The 22,563-nt window shown below is 67.9% G+C and carries 17 protein-coding genes; 14 read left to right on the top strand and 3 right to left on the bottom strand.

Annotation, left to right across the window (positions count from 1 at the left end):
- Window positions 1–3: 3 nt before the first annotated feature.
- Window positions 4–1,632 carry an L-aspartate oxidase gene (gene nadB / locus E8M83_RS10010; RefSeq protein ID WP_137173219.1) on the bottom strand — a complete coding sequence of 543 codons (1,629 nt, stop codon included), beginning with the start codon at window positions 1,630–1,632 and terminating at the stop codon, window positions 4–6.
- 162 nt (window positions 1,633–1,794) lie between these two features.
- Between nadB and E8M83_RS10005 the strand changes: the two genes are divergently transcribed.
- Together E8M83_RS10005 and pnuC are read left to right on the top strand one after the other, a co-directional pair.
- Window positions 1,795–2,289, top strand: a complete 495-nt coding sequence (locus tag E8M83_RS10005; protein ID WP_137173218.1) for a pyridoxamine 5'-phosphate oxidase family protein — start codon at window positions 1,795–1,797, stop codon at window positions 2,287–2,289.
- Between the two features lie 72 nt (window positions 2,290–2,361).
- A complete protein-coding gene (gene pnuC / locus E8M83_RS10000; RefSeq protein WP_137173217.1) occupies window positions 2,362–2,934 on the top strand; it encodes a nicotinamide riboside transporter PnuC in 573 nt (190 codons plus the stop codon).
- Here the strand turns inward: pnuC and E8M83_RS09995 are convergent, their stop codons facing one another.
- Window positions 2,935–3,330, bottom strand: coding sequence for a hypothetical protein (locus E8M83_RS09995; protein WP_229491480.1), 396 nt, complete (start codon window positions 3,328–3,330; stop codon window positions 2,935–2,937). It abuts the gene before it with no gap.
- A gap of 200 nt (window positions 3,331–3,530) precedes the next feature.
- On the opposite strand from E8M83_RS09995, the gene E8M83_RS09990 reads away from it, so the two are divergent.
- Window positions 3,531–4,694, top strand: a complete 1,164-nt coding sequence (locus tag E8M83_RS09990) for a site-specific integrase (protein WP_137173216.1) — start codon at window positions 3,531–3,533, stop codon at window positions 4,692–4,694.
- An 8-nt stretch (window positions 4,695–4,702) separates the two neighbouring features.
- Here E8M83_RS09990 and E8M83_RS09985 read toward each other — a convergent pair whose 3' ends face one another.
- Complete coding sequence (locus tag E8M83_RS09985) at window positions 4,703–4,981, bottom strand: hypothetical protein (protein ID WP_137173215.1); 279 nt, start codon at window positions 4,979–4,981, stop codon at window positions 4,703–4,705.
- A 293-nt stretch (window positions 4,982–5,274) separates the two neighbouring features.
- On the opposite strand from E8M83_RS09985, the gene E8M83_RS09980 reads away from it, so the two are divergent.
- The 11 genes from E8M83_RS09980 to E8M83_RS09930 all read left to right on the top strand — a co-directional run bounded on the left by E8M83_RS09980 (window position 5,275) and on the right by E8M83_RS09930 (window position 22,165).
- On the top strand, window positions 5,275–6,783 hold the full coding sequence (locus tag E8M83_RS09980; protein ID WP_229491479.1) for an amidohydrolase: 1,509 nt from the start codon (window positions 5,275–5,277) through the stop codon (window positions 6,781–6,783).
- Between the two features lie 70 nt (window positions 6,784–6,853).
- Window positions 6,854–9,082, top strand: a complete 2,229-nt coding sequence (locus E8M83_RS09975; RefSeq protein ID WP_137173214.1) for a histidine kinase dimerization/phosphoacceptor domain -containing protein — start codon at window positions 6,854–6,856, stop codon at window positions 9,080–9,082.
- An 11-nt stretch (window positions 9,083–9,093) separates the two neighbouring features.
- Window positions 9,094–11,580, top strand: a complete 2,487-nt coding sequence (locus tag E8M83_RS09970) for an EAL domain-containing protein (protein WP_137173213.1) — start codon at window positions 9,094–9,096, stop codon at window positions 11,578–11,580.
- Window positions 11,581–11,810: 230 nt separating this feature from the next.
- Window positions 11,811–12,518 carry a helix-turn-helix domain-containing protein gene (locus E8M83_RS09965; RefSeq protein ID WP_170976758.1) on the top strand — a complete coding sequence of 236 codons (708 nt, stop codon included), beginning with the start codon at window positions 11,811–11,813 and terminating at the stop codon, window positions 12,516–12,518.
- A gap of 207 nt (window positions 12,519–12,725) precedes the next feature.
- Complete coding sequence (locus tag E8M83_RS09960; protein WP_229491478.1) at window positions 12,726–14,384, top strand: serine hydrolase; 1,659 nt, start codon at window positions 12,726–12,728, stop codon at window positions 14,382–14,384.
- A 4-nt stretch (window positions 14,385–14,388) separates the two neighbouring features.
- Entirely contained in the window at window positions 14,389–15,510 is a 1,122-nt protein-coding gene (locus E8M83_RS09955) for an FAD-binding oxidoreductase (protein ID WP_137173211.1), read from the top strand.
- 55 nt (window positions 15,511–15,565) lie between these two features.
- Window positions 15,566–17,842 carry a TonB-dependent receptor gene (locus E8M83_RS09950; protein ID WP_229491477.1) on the top strand — a complete coding sequence of 759 codons (2,277 nt, stop codon included), beginning with the start codon at window positions 15,566–15,568 and terminating at the stop codon, window positions 17,840–17,842.
- A gap of 59 nt (window positions 17,843–17,901) precedes the next feature.
- Complete coding sequence (locus tag E8M83_RS09945; protein ID WP_137173210.1) at window positions 17,902–19,347, top strand: amidohydrolase family protein; 1,446 nt, start codon at window positions 17,902–17,904, stop codon at window positions 19,345–19,347.
- 1 nt (window position 19,348) lies between these two features.
- The gene (locus E8M83_RS09940; protein WP_137173209.1) at window positions 19,349–20,692 is read left to right on the top strand and encodes a serine hydrolase; all 1,344 of its coding nucleotides are present in this window, start codon (window positions 19,349–19,351) and stop codon (window positions 20,690–20,692) included.
- Window positions 20,693–20,706: 14 nt separating this feature from the next.
- On the top strand, window positions 20,707–21,723 hold the full coding sequence (locus tag E8M83_RS09935; protein ID WP_137173208.1) for a dipeptidase: 1,017 nt from the start codon (window positions 20,707–20,709) through the stop codon (window positions 21,721–21,723).
- Window positions 21,724–21,781: 58 nt separating this feature from the next.
- Window positions 21,782–22,165: a RidA family protein gene (locus E8M83_RS09930; RefSeq protein ID WP_137173207.1), complete on the top strand. Its 384-nt coding sequence runs from the start codon at window positions 21,782–21,784 to the stop codon at window positions 22,163–22,165.
- The last annotated feature ends 398 nt before the right edge of the window (window positions 22,166–22,563 follow it).

Genomic DNA, 22,563 nt, shown 5'->3' with positions numbered 1-22,563 from the left:
CGGTCAGCAGCGGCGCGGCGTCAGGACGCTCGGCAAGGCCTTCGGCAGGGTGTCCGGGAAGTCGCGCGAATAGTGCAGGCCGCGGCTTTCGCGGCGCGACAGCGCGCTCTTGACGATCAGCTGCGCCACCTCGACCAGGTTGCGCAGCTCGAGCAGGTCGGGCGTGATGCGGAAGTTGCGGTAGTACTCGTCGATTTCTTCCTTGAGCAGCTTGATGCGGTGCTCGGCGCGCTCGAGGCGCTTGGTGGTGCGCACGATGCCGACGTAATTCCACATGAAGCGGCGCAGCTCGTCCCAGTTATGGGCGATGACGACTTCTTCGTCGGCGTTGGTGACGCGGCTCTCGTCCCAGGCCGGCAGCGCCGGATGCTCGACCGTGCCGCTGCCTGCAATGTGCTCGGCGCAGGCACGGCCCACCACCACGCACTCGAGCAGCGAATTGCTGGCCAGGCGGTTGGCGCCGTGCAGGCCGGTGCAGGCGGTCTCGCCCACCGCATACAGGCCCGGGATGTCGGTACGGCCGGCCAGGTCGGTCACGACGCCGCCGCAGGTAAAGTGCACGGCCGGCACCACGGGGATCGGCTCGCGCGTGATGTCGATGCCCAGCTCCAGGCAGCGCGCGTAAATGGTCGGAAAGTGCTCCTTGAGGAAGTCCGGGTCCTGGTGGCTGATGTCCAGGTCCACGTGATCGAGGCCGCGCTTCTTCATCTCGTAGTCGATGGCGCGCGCCACCACGTCGCGCGGGGCCAGCTCGCCACGCTCGTCGTGGGCCGGCATGAAGCGGGTGCCGGCGACCGGTCCTGCCTCTTGCGGCAATTTGAGCAGGCCGCCTTCGCCGCGGATCGCCTCGGTGATCAGGAACGATTTCGCATAAGGGTGGTACAGGCAGGTCGGGTGGAACTGGATGAACTCCATATTCGACACCCGGCAGCCGGCGCGCCAGGCCATGGCGATGCCGTCGCCGGTGGCGGTGTCGGGATTGGTGGTGTACAGGTAGACCTTGCCGGCCCCGCCGGTGGCCAGCACCGTGTGCCCGGCCTCGAAGGTCAGCACCTTGCCGCTCTCGATGTCCTGCACGTACAGGCCGTGGCAGCGCGGCTGGCCGGCCAGCGCCGGCGCGCCTGCATGCACGCCATTGGCGCCCAACTTGTCCGATGTGATCACGTCGATCGCCACATGGTGCTCGAACAGCGCGATGTTCGGATGGACGCGCACCTTCTGCTCCAGCGTCACCTGCACCGCGTGGCCGGTGGCGTCGGCGGCGTGGATGATGCGGCGCTGGCTGTGGCCGCCTTCGCGGGTCAGGTGGAAGCCCAGTTCGGCCGTGGCGTCGCGGGTAAATGGCACGCCCTGTTCGATCAGCCACTCGATGGCGGCGCGGCCGCCTTCGACGATCGTGCGCGTCGCGCCCTCGTCGCACAGGCCGGCGCCGGCTACCAGGGTGTCGTCGATGTGCTGGTCATGACTGTCGCCCGAATCGAGGACGGCGGCGATGCCTCCCTGGGCCCAGCTGCTGGCGCCATCGAGCAGCGCGCGCTTCGAGATGATGGCGACCTTGCGGGTCTGGGCCAGGTGCAGGGCAACGGACAGGCCGGCCAGGCCGCTGCCGACGATCGCGACGTCAAATTTCATGGCAATGTCATATTTGTACAGAGGCATCACTATAAGCGATTTGTGGTCTTTACGTCAGGCCGGGGAAAGGTCGCTGCGGTGGTCTCAATGGTTCGGCCGCGCACCGAGTGCCGGGCCGCATGCGGGCTAGGATGGGGTTTTACTCATCATCAAGGACACACCATGACCGCAGACCGCCACCACGCAGCCGCACTCGCCGACCGGATCGGCTCGATGCGCTTTGCCATGTTCACCTTCCGCGACGGATACGACCACCTGGTCAGCCAGCCGATGACCAAGCAGGACGTCGACGCCGAAGGCGGCCTCTGGTTCTTCGTCAATTCGACCACCGAGCTGTGGGACAGCATCGCGCACCAGCCCGAGGTCAATGTCAGCTTCGCCGACAACGAGAACAGCACCTATGTCTCGGTCAGCGGCCGCGCCGAGCGCGTGGTCGACCGCGCACAGGTCGCGCAGCGTTGGAACCCGATGGTGCAGGCCTGGTTCCCGGCCGGCCCCGAAGACGCCCACGCGGTACTGGTGCGCGTCGATCCGCACGCCGCCGAATACTGGGACTCGAACGACAGCAAGATGGTACGCATGTTCGCCATGGCCAAGGCGGCCGTGACCGGCACCCAGCCCGACGTCGACGGCGAGCACGGCACCATCAAGCTGTAATCCGGCTGAACTTGTTGCGGCAGGGCACGGGTTTGGCTTACAGTAGCGCTCCCGCATCCTGGAGCGCACACGATGACCAGCCCGCTCGAACTGGCGGCCAATGCCTTCACGGCCGCCGCCATCCTGCTGGCTGGCCGCAACAACGTCCACACCTGGTGGACCGGCATCGTCGGCTGTACCTTGTTTGGGGTGCTGTTTGCCCAGAACCGCTTGTATGCCGACGTCGTGCTGCAGATGTTCTTTGTCGGCACAGGCGTGCTGGGCTGGTGGCGCTGGCTGCACGGCAATAACGGGGCGCCGCTGCCAATTACCCACGCCGGCTGGCGCACATTGGCCTGGATGGTCCCGGCCGGTATCGCCGCCACCGCCGCCTATGGCGCCATGTTGAACTTCTACACCAATGCCTACGCCCCGTTCATCGATTCGGCGGTGCTGGTGTTCAGCGTGATCGCCCAGCTGCTGATGATGCAGCGGCGGATCGAGAACTGGCCGGTGTGGCTGCTGGTCAATACCATTGCCGTGCCGCTGTACTATAGCCGCGGGCTGCACCTGACCGCCTTCCTCTACCTGTGCTTCTGGGTGAATGCGATCGTGTCCTGGGTCTGGTGGACCCGGCTGGCCGCGCGACAGCGGGCCAAAGCCTGATCAGGGGCTGGCAGGCGGCAAGTCGTTCTCACCCTGGTTGCCGCCGGTCTCAGCGGCGCCCAGGCCGGTTTCGTGCCGGCCGGCCTGGCTGGCGCGGGTATCTTGCGCGCCGGGATTGGCATGGGTCATGGCCGCGTCCACCGACTCGGTGCGCGGCGCATCCTGCCCATCCGGCCCATCCCGCGCGACCTGCCCGGCGCCGTCGGGCGCGTTGACGTAGGGGCCGGACTGGTTGCGCGTCAGGCCAGGGCCGCCATTGCCGCCGGTTTCTTCCTGGGTCTCGTGGCTTGGCGTTGCGCCTTGCTGGCCGCTGGTCTGGCCACCGACGCCGACCGTCACGGTATCGCTGTCGGGGCCGCTTTTGCCTGGGGTGGAGTTCGGTGCAGTGCTCATCATGGGTCTCCTGGTCTGGTGAAGATGTCGATGTCATTGTCGGGTGAAGCTGGAGAGCACGGTATCGGCATGCAGGGCGGACCGCTGTAGGACTCTGCCGCCCCGGCTGCCGTGGAGTCGACCAGCCCTCAAGCATGATGCTTCCGCAATCACTGGCAGCGGTGCTATACTGTATATCCATACAGTTATCGCGACATCGTCCCATGCCCGCCTTCTTGCCGATCGACCTCGACCCACTGCCCGCCGAGCATCCGGACCGGGCCGCGGCGAGTCGTCCCGACACCGGCATCTACTCCGGCATGCACGACGAGCCGGTCACCTCGGCCCGCAACGACGCCGAACTCGCGCGCGAATATATTTCGCATGGCGAGCTGAGCCCCAAGTCGATCGCCAACCTGCAAAAAGAACTGTACCGCTTCCTGACCTGGTGCCGCGAAGAGGCGAACAAGACGTTCCAGCAGCTGAACGTGGCCGACCTGAACGCCTACAAGGAATTCATCCGCAACCCGCCGCCGGAATGGGTGTGCACCACCAAGTGGCCGCGCAACGATGCGCGCTACCGCCCGTTCTCGGGTCCGCTGTCCGACACCAGCCGGCGCCAGTCGATGATCGCCATCAAGGGCTTGCTGGCCTTCGCCGAGCACACCGGCTACCTGCGCCGCAATCCGGCGCGCCTGGTGCGCAATGTCCGGGCGCCGCACTCGAGCCGCATCACGCGCTACCTGACGCCGGTCGCGCTCGCCTATGCGCTGGCAGCGGCCGAAGCCAACCACGCCGATTCCGACGCCGCGGCCCGCCAGCGCGCGCGCGACCGTTTCCTGTTGATCGCCTTCGCCCAGACCGGCGCGCGCCTGAACGAGATCGTCGGCGCCCGCATGGGATCGATCTATAGCGAGGGCGACGGCCGCTGGTGGCTCGACGTGGTCGGCAAGGGCAACAAGCCGCGCCGGCTGCCGGTGCCGCCGGCCAGCCTGGCTGCCTACCGCGACTACCGGCGCGCCTTCGGCCTGCTCGAGCAGACCAGCCGCGGCGACACGATGCCGTTGGTGCTGTCGAGCCGTACGCGCGACCACGTGCGCGTCACCGACGAGGCAGCCTCAGAGGCGCTGAAGGCAATCTTCCAGCTGGCGGCCAGTGAGGCGGCGGCGCAGGGAGATGGCGACAGCGCCTCCATGCTGCGCCAGGCCTCGCCGCACTGGCTGCGCCACAGCATGCTCACCAACCACGCCAACGGCGGGGTGCAGCTCAAGACCCTGCAAGACACGGCCGGCCACGCCAATATCGCCACTACCGCGGCCTATCTGCACAAGACCGACAAGGAGCGCCACGATGAAATCCTCGGTTCGGGCGGCAAGGGAATCCTGTAGATCTACGCTCAGACCGGGATCGACGACGAGCCGCCATCCGAGCTGCCGTAATTCTGCAACTCGTCGAGTGACAGACGGCGCTCGTTCAGCGCGGCGACAATGGCGCCCAGCTGTTCGTCGTCGGGCTGGATATAGACGATGCGCTGCTCGAGCAGATTGTCCCAGTAGGGCGTGTAGGGCACGGCCGTCTCGGTCATCACCTTGGCCTTGAAGCTGCCATCCTGCAGTTCGCCGACCAGGGTAATGCGCGCGGTATCGGGGACGGTGTTCTGGACCGTGATATTCATGCTCTTCCTTTGAAGGATCAGTTCGTGTGAGCCCATTGTCACGCAGCCAGGGATCGCATGCAAACCGCTGGCCGCCTGCCGTGCGCACCCCGGTCCGCCTGGCCTCGACAGTCGATGGAATCGAATGCCATCGTCAAAATTATCCGCTTTTCAACATGAGCCCCTGCCACCGATACTGGACGCCATCCAACCACAGGGAGTCCAACCGATGAACAAGCTCACCCTCGCGCTGCTCGCCGCCGGCGTTTTGGCGGCCTCGACCGCCCAGGCCCAGGCCGACCTGATCGTCACCAATGGCAAGATCGCCACCATGGCCAGGGAGGGCGAGTTCGTCCAGGCGCTCGCCGTCAAGGGCGGCAAGATCGCCGCCGCCGGCAGCAACGACGGAACAGGCAGCGCGCACACCGGACGGCCAGTGGGTCAAGGTCGTTGGCGGCTGGAGCGAGCACCAGTTCGAGGAAAAGCGCCTGCCGACGCTGGCGGAGATCAATGCCGCGGTGCCGGACAAGCCGGTTTTCATTCTCTATTTATATGGCAAGGCGTTCCTGAACCGGAAAGGCATCGAGACGCTCGGCTACAGCAAGGACACGAAATACCTCGATGGCGAGGTGGAACTCGACGCCGCCGGCAAGCCGACCGGCCTGCTGCTGGCCAAGCCGAATGCGATGATCCTGTACTCGACCCTCGGCAAGACCGGCAAGCTCGATCGCGCCGGGCAGCTGAACTCGACCCTGCATTTCTACCGCGACCTGAACCGCCTGGGCATGACCAGCGCGGTCGATGCCGGCGGCGGCGGCCAGGCCTACCCGGACGACTATGGCGTGACGATCGAATTGGCCAAACAGGGCAAGCTGACCGTGCGCACTTCCTACTACCTGTTCGCGCAACAGGCAGGCAAGGAGCTGCAAGACTACGAACGCTGGATCAGGATGACCAAACCCGATCGCAACGAGCACATGTTCTATGCGAACGGCTTTACCACCGAAGGCGCGGGCGAGAACCTGGTCTCGAGCGCGGCCGACTTCGAGAACTTCCTGGAGCCGCGCCCCGAGCTGCCGCACCATATGGAAGACGAGCTGGAACGGGTGGTGACCCTGCTCGTCAAGAACCGCTGGCCGTTCCGCATCCACGCCACCTATGGCGAGAGCATCGAGCGCGACCTGGCCGTGATCGAAAAGGTCAACCGCAGCACGCCCCTGGCCGGCCTGCGCTGGATCGTCGACCACGCCGAGACGGTGACCGACGACCAGCTCAAGCGCATCAAGGCGCTGGGCGGCGGCGTGGCGGTGCAGAACCGCATGTACTTCCAGGGCGAGGCCTACTGGAAGCGCTATGGCGCCCAAGCCCGGCAACTGCCGCCGATCCGCAAGATGCTCGAGCTCGGCCTGCCGGTGGGGCTGGGCACCGATGGCACCCGCGTCAGCAGCTATGGCCCGTGGCCGTCGATCTACTGGGCGGTGACGGGCAAGACCGCCGGCGGGCTGGCGACCTGGCAGGCGAAGGACGTGCTGTCGCGCCACGAAGCGCTGCAACTCATGACCCGCGGCAGCGCCTGGATGAGCGGCGAAGAAAACGTCAAGGGACGACTCGCCGTAGGCCAGTACGCCGACTTCGCCGTGCTGCCGCAGGATTACTTCACGATGGACGTCGAGAAGATCAAGGACCTCGAAAGCGTGTTGACGGTAGTGAATGGGCAGGTTGTGTACGGCGCGGGCGACTTCGGCAAGCTGTCGCCGGCGCTGCCCGCGGTGGCGCCGGCCTGGAGCCCGGTGCGGCATTTCGGCGGCTACCAGAACCGCTGAAGGATGGCAGCGGCAGGCGCGAGCGCCCGGCTTGCTTGCCGGCGCGCCCGGCCAGGCCTAGAGTGGGGCGATGGGTATCAGCCTGTCGTTCCCCTCGCGCCGCGCACCGACCATCCGCCAATGGCTGGCCTTGCTGCTGGCGGCCTTCATCGTCCCGACCACGCTGGCCGTGGTCGCGCTGTTCCTGCACTCGTATGGACGCGAGCGGGCCGGGCTCGAGCGCGCGTCGCAAGACGTGTCGCGCGCGCTGATGCAGGCCATCGACCGTGAGCTGAGCAGTGCCCAGGCGGCCCTCCAGGCGCTGGCGACCTCGCCCAGCCTGGACGCCCACGACCTGCGCGCCTTCCACGCCCAGGCCATCGAGGTGCTGCACGCGCGGCCCGGCAACGTGCTGGTGGCAACGGATGCGGGCCTGCGCCAGGTGATCAATACCGGCCGCCCGCTCGATGCGGCCTTGCCCCGGCACGGCAATGCGGGCGAAATCCGCAATGTATTCGACACCGAGCGTCCGATGGTGTCCGACCTGTACCTGGGACCGACCGTAAACCGGCTGCTGAGCAGCGTCGACGTGCCGGTGGTGCGGGGCGGCCAGGTGCGCTACGTGCTGTCGATGCAGTATTTCGGCGAGCGCCTCGGCGCCATCCTCGAACGCCAGCAGGCGCCGCCCGGCGCCACCGTCACGATCTACGACGGCCGTGCGCGCGTGGTATGGAGCAGCCGCGCCACCCGCACCGAGGTCGGCCGGCGTGCCAGTTCGGCGCTGGCGGCCGGCTTCGCGCTGGGGCCGGAGGGCACGGTCGACGAGCCGGGTCCGGACGGCGCCGGCCTGGTGACCGTGTTCAGCCACTCCTCGCTGTCCGAATGGACGGTGGCGATCGCCCTGCAGCGCAGCGCGCTCAATGCCAACCTGTGGCGTTCCCTGGAATGGATCATCGTGGGCGGATGCGCGCTGCTGCTGCTCGGCGCGGCCCTGGTGGCGCTGATCGGCACCCGGATCGAGGCGGCCGTGCGCGGCCTGGTGCGGCCGGCGATCGCCCTCGGCCACGGCGAACAGGTGGTGCTGCCGCCGCTGCCGCTCGACGAGGCGCTGGACGTCGGCCATGCGCTGGTGCAGACCGCGGCGCTGCTGCGCGAGCGCACCATCCAGCGCGACGAAGCCGAGCGCGCCGAGCGCACCCTGCGCGAAGCCAAGCGCGCGGTCGAGCGCAGCGAAGCCTTCCTGCGCGGGATCTTCGAAGAGACGCCGGACGGCATCCTGCTGGTCGGGCCGGACTGCCGGGTGGTGCGCGCCAATGGCCAGGCCGAGCGCATGTTCGGCTACCCGGCCGGCACGCTGGAAGGGCAGGCGCTGGATGCGCTGATCGTGGAAGCCGGCGACCAGCCGGGGTCGGTGTGCGAGCGCATGCGCGCCGTCCCGCTGCGTAGCGGGATGGCCGGCACCACCCATCTGCGCGGCCTGCGCCGCGACGGCGACGCCTTCGCGGCCGACGCCATGGCCAATCCGCTGCCCGAGCGGGCGCTGCTGATCGTGACCGTGCGCGATGTCAGCGCCGGCTGGGAGCAGGAGGAAGCGCTGCGCCACGCACTGGAAGACAAGAACACCTTGCTCAAGGAGCTCTACCACCGGGTCAAGAACAACCTGCAGCTGGTCATCAGCCTGTTCAACCTGCAGGCACGCACGCTCAGGGACGGCCGCGCCCAGCACGCCTTGCAGGAAGCGGCCAACCGGGTGCGCGCGATGGCGCTGGTCCACGAACGCCTGTACCAGTCGCGCACCCTCGGCGCCATCCGCCTCGACGACTATGTGGGCGAACTGTGCGTCCAGCTGGCCAGCGCCGGCTCGGCCCACCAGCGCGGCATCGAGCTGGCGCTCGACGTGGCCCCGGTCCACGTCGGCCTGGATCTCGCGGTGCCGCTCGGCCTGCTGCTCAACGAGCTGGTCTCGAACAGCCTCAAGCACGCCTTCCCCGACGGCCGGCGCGGCACGATCCACGTCACCGTGGCGCGCGAGCCGGACGACGGCGTGGACGCGGACGACCAGATGCTGCGCCTGACAGTGCGCGACGACGGCATCGGCCTGCCGCCGGGCTCGGATGGAACTTCACCGCAAACCTTGGGTCTAAGACTAGTTAGCGCCTTGAGCGAGCAATTGCATGCCAAGCTCGTGCTCGAGAACCGCGGCGGCGCCTGCATCAGGCTTGTCTTCCATCCCGGGCTCAACGGCAAGCGCGGCGCCAGCCACGCGGCCGATGCGCTGTCGCACCAGACGAACATGGCCGCCCGCCAGACGGCGCCATAACAGGATCGATCATGCTGCATTCCTTACCGGGCGCGGCCCGGGACGCGCCGAGCCTGCTGGTGGTCGAAGACGAGTCCGTGGTCGCCATGGACATCGCGGGCCAGTTGGGCGAGATGGGCTACCGCGTCTGCGGCTGCGTCGACAACGGCCCTGACGCCATCATTCGTGCGCGCGCCGACCGGCCCGACCTGGTGCTGATGGACGTGGTGCTCAAGGGCGAGATGGACGGCATCGCGGCCGCCGCGCGCATCGGCGCCGAGCTGCAGATCCCGATTCTTTTCCTGACTGCCTACAGCGACGACCAGACCGTCGACCGCGCCGCCTCGGCGATGCCCTATGGCTATCTTACCAAACCGTTCCAGGGCCGCGAGCTGCGCGCCGTGATCGAGGTCGCGCTGCGCAAGGCCGACGTCGAACGCGCGCTGCGCGACAAGGAACGCTGGCTCACGTCGGTGCTGCACGGCGTGGGCGACGCCGTGATCGCCACCGATGCCGATGGCCTGGTCGGCCTGGCCAACCCGGCGGCCGAGCACCTGCTGGGCACCGAGATCCTGCGCGGACGCAGCGCCGCCGAGGTGGTCCGGCTCGAGGACGACGCCGGCGATGCCGTCAGCCTGGCGCGCCACGACTGCCTGGCGCACAGCGGCGCCGCCATGCTCGTGACCCATGAGGGCCAGCGCATCCCGGTCGACTTCTCGGCCGGCCCGATCTGCGACGAGCGGGCCCACCCGATGGGCACCGCGATCGTACTGCATGACGAACGAGAACGGGTGGCGGCCGAGCTGCGCCTGGCGCGCAGCGAGCAGCGCTTTCGCAGCGCCTTCGATAACGCGCCGCTGGGGCTGGCGCTGGTCGACCGCGACAACCGCTATGTGCGCGTCAACCGCGCCATGTGCCGCCTGCTCGGTGCGCCGGCCGACGAGCTGGTGGGCGCCGCGCAAGACGGCTTCGGGGACAGCGGCGACAATGCCATCGAACGCGAGTACCAGCAAGACCTGCTGTCCGGCCGCAGCGACGCGGTGCAATACGAACGGCGCTACCGCCCCAGGGACGGGCGCACGGTATGGGCCCTGGTATCGGCCACCTTGCTGCCCGAGAACCACGAACCGCAGCAATTCCTGATCCAGGTGAACGACGTCACCGAACGCAAGCGGGCCGAAGAAGAACTGGCCCACCTGGCCCACCATGACGCCCTGACCGGGGTTGCCAACCGGGCCATGCTGAGCGAGCAGGTCGAGCGCGAACTGGCCGTGGCACGCCGCCGCGGGGCGCGGCTGGCGGTGGTCTTCATCGACCTCGATTACTTCAAGCACATCAACGACACCTATGGCCACGAGACCGGCGACCAGGTGCTCAAGGAGCTGGCGACGCGGCTGGCGCGCAGCGTGCGCGCGATCGACATTGTCGGCCGCCTGGGCGGGGACGAGTTCGTGGTGGTGCTGTCCGAGGTGTCCGACACGCGCGACGTGATCGCCCTGACCGACAAGCTGCGCCAGGAATGCGGTCGGCCGCTGCACTTGAACAGCCACGAGGTGCGCCTGGCCGTCAGCATGGGCGTGAGCCTGTTCCCCGACGACGCGCAAGACTTCCGCACCCTGCTGCGCTTCGCCGACAGCGCGCTCTACCAGGCCAAGGGAGAAGGCCGCAACAACGTCCAGTTCTACCGGCCCGAACTGACCGCGCGCATGGAGATGCGGGTGCGGCTGGGGACCGGCCTGCGCATGGCGCTCGAGCGGGACGAACTCGAGATGTTCTACCAGCCCATCGTCGCCCTGGCCGACGGCCGGCCGGCCGCCGCCGAAGCCCTGCTGCGCTGGCACCACCCCGAACTGGGCCTGCTGATGCCCGACCTGTTCCTGCCGATGCTCGAAGAATCGTCGATGGGCGAGGAAATCGGCGCCTGGGCCATCCTCCAGGCCTGCCGCCAGGCCGTCCTGTGGCACGCCGACGGCGGCCCCGGACTGCGCGTCGGGGTCAACGTGACGGCGGCCCAGTTCAAGTCGGGCCGCCTGGTGCCGGTGGTCGAGGCGGCGCTGCGCGCCACCGGCCTCGCGCCGGGCCGGCTGTGCGTCGAGATCACCGAGCAGCACCAGCTGGCCGACACCGAACAGACGCGCGCCACCCTGGCCGGCCTGAAAGCGCTCGGCGTGCTGGTGGCGATCGACGATTTCGGCACCGGCTACTCGTCGCTGGGCTATATCAGCCGCCTGCGTCCCGATGAGCTCAAGGTCGACAGGTCGCTGGTGACCGACATCGACACCGACGCCGAGCGCGCCGGCCTGGTGGTGGCCGCGCTCGCCATGGCGCGCAGCCTGCGCCTGATGGTAGTGGCCGAGGGCGTCGAGACCGAGGCCGAACAGGCGTTCTTGCAGGCCCACGGCTGCGACATGGCGCAGGGCTTCCTGCATGCGCGGCCGATCCCGGCGCCCGAGTTCGATGCCTGGCTGGCCAGGGCCGCGAGCAGGGAGGCCGGCGCCCCCGCCCCGGGCCCGCACTGAACCCAGGCCGGCCCGTAGCCGTGATCGGCCCTGGACCGGGAGGGTGGCGCCAGGCTCCACGACGCCGCCTTCGCCCGCGCTCGCGCTCGATGGCCGGTTGTTGGCCGGTTGCATAAGCAGCCACCCGGTTTTCTATAACCGAAAAATAGACGATAGTATTTTCGCGGATCTATAATATGGGGAGAAAAGACGTCATCGTGACGTCTGGCGCGTCCCTATCACACCACCCGATGCTTACTAAAACCAATGCCGTCAATGCCCCCGCCGAAAGCCAGCTTGGCCTGGTGCTGCGCGACCTGAGGAAGGAGCGCGGCATGACCTTGCTGGAGGCGAGCGAGCGCACCGGCCTGCCGGTGTCCACCCTGTCCAAGATCGAGAACGGCAAGATGTCGATCAGCTACGACAAGCTGGTGTCGATCTGCCGCGGGCTCGGGATCGACATGGCCCAGCTGTTCGGCGCCGACGCGCCGGCCGGGACGCAAGCGCCCCGAACCGCCTCCAGCGGCCGCCGCAGCATTACCCGGGCCGGCGCCGGCTATACCATCGAGACCCCGAACTACCGGCACCTGTATCCCGCCGCCGATTTGCTGAACAAGCAGATCGTCCCCATCGTGGGCGAGATCCACGCCCGCTCGATCGCCGAGTTCGGGGAGATGATCCGGCATGCGGGCGAGGAGTACGCCTACGTACTGGAAGGCGCGGTCGACCTGTACACCGACCTGTATGCGCCGACCCGCCTGGAAACGGGCGACTCGGTCTATTTTGACAGCGGCATGGCCCACGCCTACATCGCCGCGGCCCCCGGGCCCTGCCGCATACTAACCATCTGCCCGGCCGACCGCGACCACCCGGCGCCGCACGTCAACGGCCATAGCAGCGCGGCGCCCGAACCCCGGGCCGCGGCTGCCGGCGCCACGAGCCGCGTCCGTCGCCGCTGATGCACGCCAGGCTGCCCGCCGCCCGGGCAGCGTTTTCGTTTATGTAAAATTTTTCAAGCCTGCCGGGGGCCGACGCCAATGTCGGCCTTCCTGGCAGTCGGCATGCCCGCGCCCGGCAGCATCACCACTACATAATTTCTGATTGCGAAAATTTTCTGATTGGGATAATCTGGTTTCACTTTATCCCATCTCCTGCAAGGAGTCGCAATGCGTGATTCTTCCGTGATGAATGCCGCGGCGCCGGTCGATACCGGCGCCGCCGGGCTGGACGCGTTGTTTGACGTCTTCAACCGCAGCGATGCGCCCGGCCTGGCGGTCGGCGTGGCCCGGCATGGCGAGGTGGTCTACCGGCGCGGATTTGGCCTGGCCAGCGTCGAGCTGGCGGTGGCGAACACCCCGTTCACCCGCATGCGCATCGGTTCGACCAGCAAGCACTTCACCTGCCTGGCCGCGCTGTTGCTGGCCGAGGAGGGCAAGCTGGACCTGGATGCCGGCGTGCGACGGCACCTGCCGGAGCTGCCCGCACTGGACGCAGAGCCGACGCTGCGGCAGTTGATGAACCATACCGGCGGCTACCGCTGCCATCTAGACATCGGCTTCCTGGCCGACGGCATGGCAATCAAGCCGGCCGGCCAGGCGCTGGCTGCCCAACTGCGCCAGCGCGAAGCCAATTTCGCGCCGGGCCAGAAACTCATCTACAACAATAGCGGCTACCACCTGCTGTCGATCGCGATCTCGCGTGCCAGCGGCATGGCGTTCGAAGCCTTCCTCGCCGAGCGCATCTTCAAGCCGCTGGGCATGATCGACACCGTCTCGGCGCCGAGCGACTTCGAGATCCATCGCGGCATGGCCACCATGCATGTGGCGCTGCCTGCCGGCGGCTACCGGCGCGGCATCTTCCCCAGCACCGAAGTCCGGGGCGAAGGCGCGATGATCTCAACCGTCGACGACATGCTGCGCTGGCTGGCCCACCTGCGCGGAGCCAAGCGTGTGGGCAGCGACGCCAGCTGGACCCAGATGCTCGCACTGGCGCGCCTGGACGACGGCGTCGAGCTGCCCTATGCGCTGGGCCTGATGCGCCACGTTTACCGCGGCGTGGAGGTGGTGCACCACGCCGGTGGCGTGATCGGGGGCGCTTGCCAGATGCTGACGGTGCCAGCCCACGGGCTGGACGTCATCATCATGAGCAATGGCGCCCCGATCAAGCCCTGGGACCTGTCCCGGCGCGTGGTCGACATCATGCTGGCTGACACGTTGACGTCCGCCTGCGACACCCAGGTGGCCAGCGCGGACCGCAAGGCACTGCTGGGCAGGCGCTATGTCTCGCGCAGCTCCGGCTTCATGGCCGCTTTCGCCGACGTCGACGGCGCCCTGGGACTGGAAGTGCTGCATCAAGCGCCGATGGCGCTGCATGCCGGGGACGGCAAACTGCGCACGCGGTTCGAGGAATCGGCCACCGGCCCGTTCGCCATCGACCTGGCCGCGCTGCCGGCTGGCGCCGGCGCGCCGGCGACGCTGCGGGTATCAGAGGGCAGCCATGCCGAAGACCTGGAACTGCTGCCTGAAACGCCGCCCACGCTGGCACAGGCGGGCCGGGACCTGGTGGGCCGCTATCGCGCGCCGGAGCTGGACGCCCATGCAGTGCTGCGCCTGGACGGCGACGTCCTGCGCCTGGCACTGGCGGGCCGCTTCGGCAGTACGTCGATCCAGCTGGAGGCGTTGGGAGACGACGTCTTCGGCTGGCAAATGGAAGGGGACCTGCCTTTGCGCGGCGCGCTCCGGGTAGAGCGCAGGAACGGCCGGGTGGCCGGCCTGCGCATGGACACCATGCGCACCCGCCACCTGCTGCTGGAACGAGAGGAGTAAGGCAATGCAAGCGGACTTCATCATCATCGGCGCGGGCATCGGCGGCGCTTCGATCGCCTACTGGCTGTCGCGGCACGCCAGCGTGGTCGTGCTCGAGCGCGAGCCGCAGGCCGGCTACCACAGCACCGGGCGCTCGGCAGCGCTGTTCATGGCCAGCTACGGGCCGCCGCAGGTGCGCGCGCTGACCCGCGCCAGCCGCGCTTTCTTCGACGCGCCGCCGCCGGGCTTTTGCGAGCATCCGCTGCTCACGCCGCGCGGCGCGCTGACCTTCGCCCGCGAAGGCCAGCAGGCCGAGCTCGACGCCCACGAGGCGCTGGTGCGCTCGGTCACCGACGCCGTCATCCGGCTGAGCGCCGACGAGGCCGGGCAGCTGGTGCCGGCCTTGCGCGGTGAAGACCTGATCGGCGCCGTGCTCGAGGCGGACGCGGACGACGTCGACGTCGATGCGCTGCTGCAGGGATTCCTGCGCGGCGCGCGGGCCCGGGGCGGCAGGGTCGTGTTCGACGCCGAGGTGCACTCCATGCGGCGCGAGGACGACGAATGGCAGGTCGACAGCTCGCAGGGCCGGTTCCGGGCCCCGGTCGTCGTCAATGCGGCGGGCGCCTGGGCCGAGGCCATCGGCGCCATGGCCGGCGCGGCGCCGATCGGGCTGGTGCCCAAGCGCCGCTCGGCGCTGCTGTTCGAGCCGCCGGCCGGCCTGGGCACCAGCCACTGGCCCACCTTCATGGACGTCGGCCACTCGTTCTACGTCAAGCCCGACGCCGGCATGCTGCTCGGCTCGCCGGCCAACGCCGATCCGGTCGCGCCGCACGACGTGCAGGCCGAGGAACTCGACATCGCCATCGGCATCGACGCCATCGAGCGCATGACCACCCTGACGGTGCGCCGGCCGCGGCACGTCTGGGCCGGCCTGCGCTCCTTCGTCCAGGACGGCGAATGCGCGGGCGGCTTCGACGGCGCGGTGCCCGGGCTGTTCTGGGCCGCGGCCCAGGGCGGCTACGGCATCCAGACCGCGCCCGCCGCCGGCCAGCTGTACGACGCACTGCTGCGCGGGCAGCCGGTGCCCGAGGCGCTGGCCCGCTTCGGCGTCGACCCGGCGGCGCTCAGCCCCTCGCGGCTGCGTTGACTGCCACCATCGCAACACAAATTCGATCCGTAAGGACATTTTTGGAGATACCAGCATGAATCGCCATACCGTAGAAAAAGCCCAGCCCGACTCGCCATTCTCGCCGCGCCGCACCTTGTTGTCGGTGCTGGTGACCCTCGCGTTCGCACCGGTGCCGATGCTGGCCCAGGCCCAGGTGCAAGCCCAGGCGCCGGACGCCGCCGCCCCGGCCGCGGCGAACCAGCCCGAGGCCGAGGCGAACGTCGTCACCGTCACCGCCAACCGCCGCCGCGAGCCGGCGCGCGAGGTGCCGATGCAGGTCAATATGGTCTCTACCGAGAAGCTGGAGCAGGGCGGGGCCAGCTCGCTGGCCGACTACATCGCCGACCAGCCCGGGATCGACGTCAATTCGGGAGGCGGTCCGGGCCGCGGTTCGGTGACGATGCGCGGCGTCTCGACCGGCGACCAGGTGATCGCCGTGGTGGGCATGTATATCGACGACGTGGCCGTCGGTTCGAGCAGCGCCTATGCGCGCGGCGCGATGTCGGCGCTGGACATGGCCTTGCTGGACCTGCACCACATCGAGGTCTTGCGCGGCCCGCAAGGCACCCTGTACGGCGCCGGCGCGATGGGCGGCCTGCTCAAGTACGTGACCAATGAACCGGACACCAACAGCTTCTACGGCAAAATCACGCTCGGCGGCAGCCAGACCCACGGCGGCGAAGCGGGCGGCACGATCAGCGGGACGGTGAACGTGCCACTGAGCGAGGGCGTGGCCGGGGTGCGCGTCTCGGCCTTCCATGACAAGGCTGCCGGCTACACCGACGCGCGCGGCAGGCTGGCCGGCAAGGACGTCAACGGCGGCGCCAGCAACGGCGCGCGTATCTCGGTGCTGCTCGACCCGAGCGCCAACCTGCGCGTGCGTCTCACCGGCACCGCCCAGGACATCCGGCGCGACGGCCTTGACCTGACCGATTACGGCTTCACCACCGGCCAGCCGCTCACCGGCGAGCTGACGCAGACCCTGGCCACCGGCCAGCCCTACCGCTCCCGGGTGCGCCTGGTGTCGGCCGATATCGAGTACGAAATGGGCTGGGCGCGCCTGAATTCGATCACCTCGCTCCAGACCACCCACCTGACGACGGTCAACGACTACTCCAGCGCCTACGTTCCCCTGGTGGCGCAATTCGGCATGAACCTGGAAACCGTGCCGCTCAGGACCGCCAGCGGCCTGCACAAGCGCACCCAGGAATTTCGCCTGACGTCGCGCCGCAGCGACCGGCTGGAATGGCTGGCCGGCCTGTACTACACCAACGAGCGCGGCAGCAATCACCAGGTTGCCGCGTCGACCGTGCCGGGCGGCGCCCCCGGGCCCGACCTGCTCGACGCCAACCTGCCCAGCACCTACCGCGAGATCGCCGGCTACGGCAACCTGACCTGGAAATTCACGCCCAAGCTGTCGGCCACCGGCGGCATCCGCGTCGCCCACAACAGCCAGACCTACCACCAGGCGAGCGATGGCCTGCTGGCGGGCGGGGCCAGCACGGTCGACGGCGAATCGAGCGATACCGCCAAGACCTATATGGCCACCCTGAGCTATGCGCTCACGCCGGTCAGCAATGTCTACCTGCGCGCCGCCAGCGGCTATCGTCCCGGCGGCCCGAACCCCTTGATCCGCGACCTGGCCACCGGCCTGCCGACCGCGCCGCCTACCTTCGACCACGATACCTTGTGGAGCTATGAGGCCGGCTACAAGGCCGACCTGCTGGACAAGAAGCTGTCGGTCGAAGCCTCGCTGTTCGACATCCGATGGGACAAGATCCAGCAGATCATGGCAGTCAACGGGGTCGGGGTGCTGGTCAACGGCGGCAAGGCCGAGATCCGCGGCGCCGAACTGGGGCTGACCTACCGGCCGACGCGCGCGTGGCGCCTGAACGGCAGCCTGTCGTGGCTCGACGCGCAGCTCACCGAGGATGCGCCCAGCCTGGGCAAGGACGGCACGCGCCTGCCCAACAGCGCGCGCCTGTCCGCCTCGCTCGGCGTGCACCGCGAGTTCACGCTGGGAGGGCATCCAGCCTATGTAGGGGTGACGCAGCGCGGGGCCGGCCAGCGCAACTCGGGCTTCGACGGCAGCACCACGCTGCCGAACTACAGCCTGCCCGGCTACGGCTTGACCGACCTGCAGGCCGGGGTCGAGATGGGCGACTACACACTGTCGTTCTATGCGCGCAATGTGTTCGACAAGCGCGCGCAGCTTGGCGCCAGTCCGCTGCTGGTGCCGCTGGGCAGCCCGGTGCAGGTCACCAATGCCCGCCCACGCACCATCGGCGGCAATCTGAGCGTAAGCTTCTAGGGACAGGCAGGCCGCTGGCCGGCCCGGTTCCTTTCGATCGGACTTCTTGAAGGTATGCTATGACCCTGTTAATCACCGGCGCCACGATCATCGATGGCGTCGCCGACAAGCCGCTCACCGGCAACGCCATCCTGGTCGAACGCGGCCGCATCCGCGCGATCGCCAGGCGCGAGGACCTGGACCCGCCGCCTGGCGTGCAGACGGTCGACATGGCGGGCAAGTTCGTCATCCCCGGCCTGATGAACGCCAACGTCCACCTGCTCGTCAATACGACGCTCGAGACGCTGCTGCGCTACGATGGCCGGTATGAAGAGCTGATCACCGAGGCCGCGCAGGTCGCGCTGAAGGCCGGCATGACCACCGTGTTCGACACCTGGGGACCGCGGCGCGCGCTGATGACGGTGCGCGACCGGATCGACCGCGGCGAGACCGTCGGCAGCCGCATCCGCTGCGCGGGCAATATCATCGGCTTCGACGGTCCGTTCTCGGGCGACTTCTTCGGCAAGGCCGCCGAGGTGGCCAGCTCGTGGTTCGTCGACCGCGTCAACGCGACCTGGGTCGAGAACAGCGGGCGCCACCTGATGTGGATGACGCCGCCCCAGGTCGGCGAAGAAGTGTCGCGCTACGTCGCGCGCGGCATCGACTTCGTGAAATATGGCGCCTCCGAACATGGCGGGCTGGCCGCCGGCGCCTTCCTGCAGTTCTCGGAACGCGCACAAAAGGCGATCGTCGACGCCGGGCATGGCGCCGGCCGCACGGTCCAGGCCCACAGCACCTCGGTCGAGAGCCTGCGCATGGCGATCGAAGCCGGCTGCGACCTGGTCACCCATTGCAATATGACCGGCCCGGTGCCGATTCCCGCCGAGACACTCGACCTGTTCGGGCGCACCCGGGCCGGGGCCGTGATCTTCCCGGTGACCGAGGCCGGGCTGGCCTATGTCAAGGGGGCAGTGTCCGACCATGAATGGACGATGTGGTCCGCGGCCGACATCAATGCCCGCAACCTGATCGGCTCGGGCGCACCGATCCTGCTCGGTAACGACGGCGGCGTGTTCGCCAGGGAGATGCTGCGCGAGCCCTGGTTGAAGGCGACCTGGAACGGCATGCCCGAGCAGGAGGCGCTCGGGCGGCTGGCCACCGGGCACTTCGCCTGGCTGCGCGCGATGGAAGAAAAGGGCATGGCGGCGATGGACCTGCTGCACGCGGCGACGCGCAATATCGCCCGCGCCTACAAGGTCGACGCCGATCTGGGCACCCTGGAGCCGGGCAAGATCGCCGACATGCTGGTGCTGGACAAGAATCCGCTGGAGGCGGCCGACCATTACCGCAGCATCCACGCGGTCATCAAGCAAGGCGCGCTGGTCGACCTGGCCGGGCTTCCCGCACATCCGCTGTTGACCGCCGAACTGCCTGCGCCGCTCGAGGAGGAGGGCAATTTCAAGCGCTTCCTGCATAACGGCGCGCGGCTGCCTGGCTGCCCATCGTGCGTCAGCGGCGGCCACTGACATGCCCATCGATTTCGCCGCGGTCATCGCGGACACCACGGGCAGCGGCGCGGTGACCGGCGCATCGTTCGCCTATTGGGATGGCGAGCGCTTGCATCAAGCCGTCGGTGGCCTGCGCAACAGCGTCACCGGGGATCCGGTCACGCTCGATACGCTGATGCATATCGGCTCGATCACCAAGGTGCTCAACGCCACCCTGTTCATGCAACTGGTCGACGATGGCCTGGTCGGCCTCGACGATCCGGTGAGCAGGCATTTGCCCGAGCTGCGGCTGGGCGATCCGCAAGCGCTGGCCGCGCTCACCTGCCGGATGCTGCTCAACCACACCAACGGCATCGACTACGATTGCCCGGCCTACCACGGTTTCGACCAGCAGCGCATCGAGGATGCGATCGCCGACTGCGCCTCGCGGTTGCAAGTCCATGCGCCGGGCGATGCAACAGCCTATTCGAATATCGGCACCGTCATCGCCGGCCATATCGCCCAGAAGCTGAGGGGCGAGGGCTGGTACAGCCTGGTCAAGTCGCGCATCTTCGAGCCGCTCGGCCTGCGCCATTCGCTGGCCGACATCACTGAGTTGCCGCGCTTTCGTGTCAGCGTCGGCGACCAGGTCGATGCCCAGGGCAATTTCGTCCAGAGCACCAAGCCCTTCCTGCCCCTGAGTTTTGCCCCGGCCGGGGCGACCGTCATGATGACCGCGGCCGACCTGGTAAGCTTCGCCCGCGCCCTGATCGCCGGCGGCGTCGGCGTCAATGGCACGCGCATCCTGTCGCCGGCGAGTGCGGCCCTGATGGCGACCGAGACGACCAGGTTCATTTCGCCCATCACCTGGCGCGTGGGCCTGGGGTGGATGATGGCGCCCGGAGGCGTGCTGTTCCACGGCGGCGGCGGCCCCGGCGTGGTGTCGGTGCTATATGCGCATCCCGCGAGCGGTCGGACGTTCGCGCTCCTGACCAATTGCTCGAAGAACGGCGCATTCGATGCACGGCTCGTCGAACCCCTGCTTGACAGCTGGGGCGCGGCGGTCGCCCCCTTGGCCCCGATCGCAGGGCAAGTCGATACCGGGCCGTACGAGGGCAGCTACGAGAACCAGACGTATCGCTTCGATGTCTTGCGCGACGGCGAGCGCCTGCTGGCCAGGATGGTGGCGCGAGTGGACTTCTACGAGACCGATAACGCCCGGGCGCCGGTCTTCGAGCTGGCGCGGATCGGCGCGCACCTGTTCCAGATCAGCCTGGACGGCACGGTGATCCCGTTCCCGCTGGCTTTCGTCAATCCGGACGCCGGGGGCAAGATGCAACGGCTGGGTGCGATGGCGCGGATCTTCAACCGCGTTGCGGGTTGAGGGAGGACGAAACGATGTCGCTCAATGATACCCGGCGATACGCCCGATCCCTGGTTGCCGCCAGCCTGGTGTGGGACAACCACGGGTGCATGCCGCTGCGGCCGCTGGATGAAACGTTCTTGCCGCAGCTCGAGCTGTACCGCTCGAGCGGCGTCGATGTCGCGATGCTCAACGTCGGATTCGGCGAGCAGGGCGTCGAGGAACATCTGCGGATGCTGGCCCATTTCAGGCGCTGGATCGCGGCGCGCAGCGACCGTTATCTGCTCATCCGGACGGTCGATGACATCCGGCGCGCGCGCGAATCGGGCCGGCTCGCGATCGGCTTCGATATCGAGGGCGCCAACGGCATCGGCGACCAGCTCAGCCTGGTCTCGCTCTACTACGACCTGGGCGTGCGCTGGATGCTGATGGCGTATAACGGCAGCAACAGGGTAGGGGGCGGCTGCCAGGCCGACGATGGCGGGCTGACCGCCTTCGGCCGCCAAGTGCTCGACGAGATGGCGCGGGTCGGCATGGTGGCGTGCTGCTCGCATACCGGCGACCGGACGGCCCGCGACGTGCTCGAGTACAGCCGGAATCCGGTGATCTTCTCGCACTCCAACCCGCGGGCCTTGTTCGATCATCCCCGCAATATCCCCGATGCGCTGATGCTGGGTTGCGCGCGAACGGGAGGGGTCGTCTGCCTCAATGGCGCCGGCATCTTCCTGGGCGATAACGACATCAGCACCGAACGCTATTTCCGGCATATCGACTATGCCGTCCAACTGGTCGGCGCCGACCATGTGGGGATCGGGCTCGATTATGTCTTCGACACCGGGGAGCTGGATGGCTATCTCGCCAGGATGAAGGATACATTCCCCGCCGAACTCGGCTACGCGATGGACGGGGGATACCAATGCGTTTCACCCGCCCAGATCGAGCCGCTGGTCGAGCTCCAGCTGAAGGCCGGATATGCCGAATCCGATATCCGCAAGATTCTCGGGACGAACTTGCTCCGCGTGGCTGAAGCGGTGTGGAGACCGAACGAGTAGCAATCGGCCTGGATCACAGGGGTCAAGCAACAAATCTTTCAACAACCAAGGAGGCAAGATGAGTACACGCGAATATTTTCCACTGCAGCTGAAGGGTTATCCGATTTCGGAAGCGGTCCGGGTCGGCGATGTCGTTTACCTGGCGGGGCAGCTGGGCATCGGCGAGAACGGCCTGGTGGAAGGATTCGAGGCGCAGTCGGTCCAGACGATGGACAATATCGGCGCCGCCCTGAAGCGTGTCGGCCTGGGATTCGAACATGTCGTCAAATGCACGGTGATGCTGGACGACGTCAGCAAGGCAGGGGAGTTCAATCGGGTTTACCAGACATATTTCCCGGCCGGCCAGTACCCGACACGCTCGGCGTTCGGCGGCTGCCAGCTGGCATTCGGGGCCGAGGTCGAGGTCGAGTGCATCGCGATCGGGCCGCGCGCGGCCGGCTAGGGGCACGCGCCCGTGGGCGGCCGTTACCTATCGGCGAGGGTTGACATGAGCGGCCGCCATGCGGGGAGCTCCCGCGATGTCCAGATGGTCAGGATAGGCAAGGGATTTCGCCGGATTTGCCAGACCGAGCTCGGTCAGGAACAGGTCTGCGCAAGCTGCGATGAGCCCTGGCCGATGGATCCGGAATTTTTCAATATATCGGGCAGCAGCGTGAGCTACGAGTGCAAGGCATGTGCCAACGAGCGTAAGCGAGTCAAGTGAGCGGCGAGCACGACGCCTGTTATCGCTGCATATTTGACTCGACATTAGCATATATATTGTCGAGTTCAATGCGGGGCCGGGATGCGGCGCTTGTCTTCCGGTGTCGGCGCGGGTAGAGTCCCGGTCACATGATAACC

This window comes from Massilia sp. HP4, from assembly GCF_005222695.1.
GTDB lineage: Bacteria > Pseudomonadota > Gammaproteobacteria > Burkholderiales > Burkholderiaceae_D > Telluria.
This window is presented reverse-complemented; position numbering and strand designations above follow the sequence as displayed.

What these genes read in the sequence shown, in the direction of transcription:
- E8M83_RS09960 (WP_229491478.1), top strand. Translation starts at nt 12,726, where the DNA reads ATGCGTGATTCTTCCGTGATGAATGCCGCGGCGCCGGTCGATACCGGC.
- E8M83_RS09995 (WP_229491480.1), bottom strand. Translation starts at nt 3,330, where the DNA reads ATGATGAGCACTGCACCGAACTCCACCCCAGGCAAAAGCGGCCCCGAC.
- E8M83_RS09930 (WP_137173207.1), top strand. Translation starts at nt 21,782, where the DNA reads ATGAGTACACGCGAATATTTTCCACTGCAGCTGAAGGGTTATCCGATT.
- E8M83_RS09965 (WP_170976758.1), top strand. Translation starts at nt 11,811, where the DNA reads ATGCTTACTAAAACCAATGCCGTCAATGCCCCCGCCGAAAGCCAGCTT.
- E8M83_RS09935 (WP_137173208.1), top strand. Translation starts at nt 20,707, where the DNA reads ATGTCGCTCAATGATACCCGGCGATACGCCCGATCCCTGGTTGCCGCC.
- E8M83_RS09985 (WP_137173215.1), bottom strand. Translation starts at nt 4,981, where the DNA reads ATGAATATCACGGTCCAGAACACCGTCCCCGATACCGCGCGCATTACC.
- E8M83_RS09990 (WP_137173216.1), top strand. Translation starts at nt 3,531, where the DNA reads ATGCCCGCCTTCTTGCCGATCGACCTCGACCCACTGCCCGCCGAGCAT.
- E8M83_RS09955 (WP_137173211.1), top strand. Translation starts at nt 14,389, where the DNA reads ATGCAAGCGGACTTCATCATCATCGGCGCGGGCATCGGCGGCGCTTCG.
- E8M83_RS09945 (WP_137173210.1), top strand. Translation starts at nt 17,902, where the DNA reads ATGACCCTGTTAATCACCGGCGCCACGATCATCGATGGCGTCGCCGAC.
- E8M83_RS09950 (WP_229491477.1), top strand. Translation starts at nt 15,566, where the DNA reads ATGAATCGCCATACCGTAGAAAAAGCCCAGCCCGACTCGCCATTCTCG.
- E8M83_RS09970 (WP_137173213.1), top strand. Translation starts at nt 9,094, where the DNA reads ATGCTGCATTCCTTACCGGGCGCGGCCCGGGACGCGCCGAGCCTGCTG.
- E8M83_RS09980 (WP_229491479.1), top strand. Translation starts at nt 5,275, where the DNA reads ATGGCAAGATCGCCACCATGGCCAGGGAGGGCGAGTTCGTCCAGGCGC.
- pnuC (WP_137173217.1), top strand. Translation starts at nt 2,362, where the DNA reads ATGACCAGCCCGCTCGAACTGGCGGCCAATGCCTTCACGGCCGCCGCC.
- E8M83_RS09975 (WP_137173214.1), top strand. Translation starts at nt 6,854, where the DNA reads ATGGGTATCAGCCTGTCGTTCCCCTCGCGCCGCGCACCGACCATCCGC.
- E8M83_RS09940 (WP_137173209.1), top strand. Translation starts at nt 19,349, where the DNA reads ATGCCCATCGATTTCGCCGCGGTCATCGCGGACACCACGGGCAGCGGC.
- E8M83_RS10005 (WP_137173218.1), top strand. Translation starts at nt 1,795, where the DNA reads ATGACCGCAGACCGCCACCACGCAGCCGCACTCGCCGACCGGATCGGC.
- nadB (WP_137173219.1), bottom strand. Translation starts at nt 1,632, where the DNA reads ATGAAATTTGACGTCGCGATCGTCGGCAGCGGCCTGGCCGGCCTGTCC.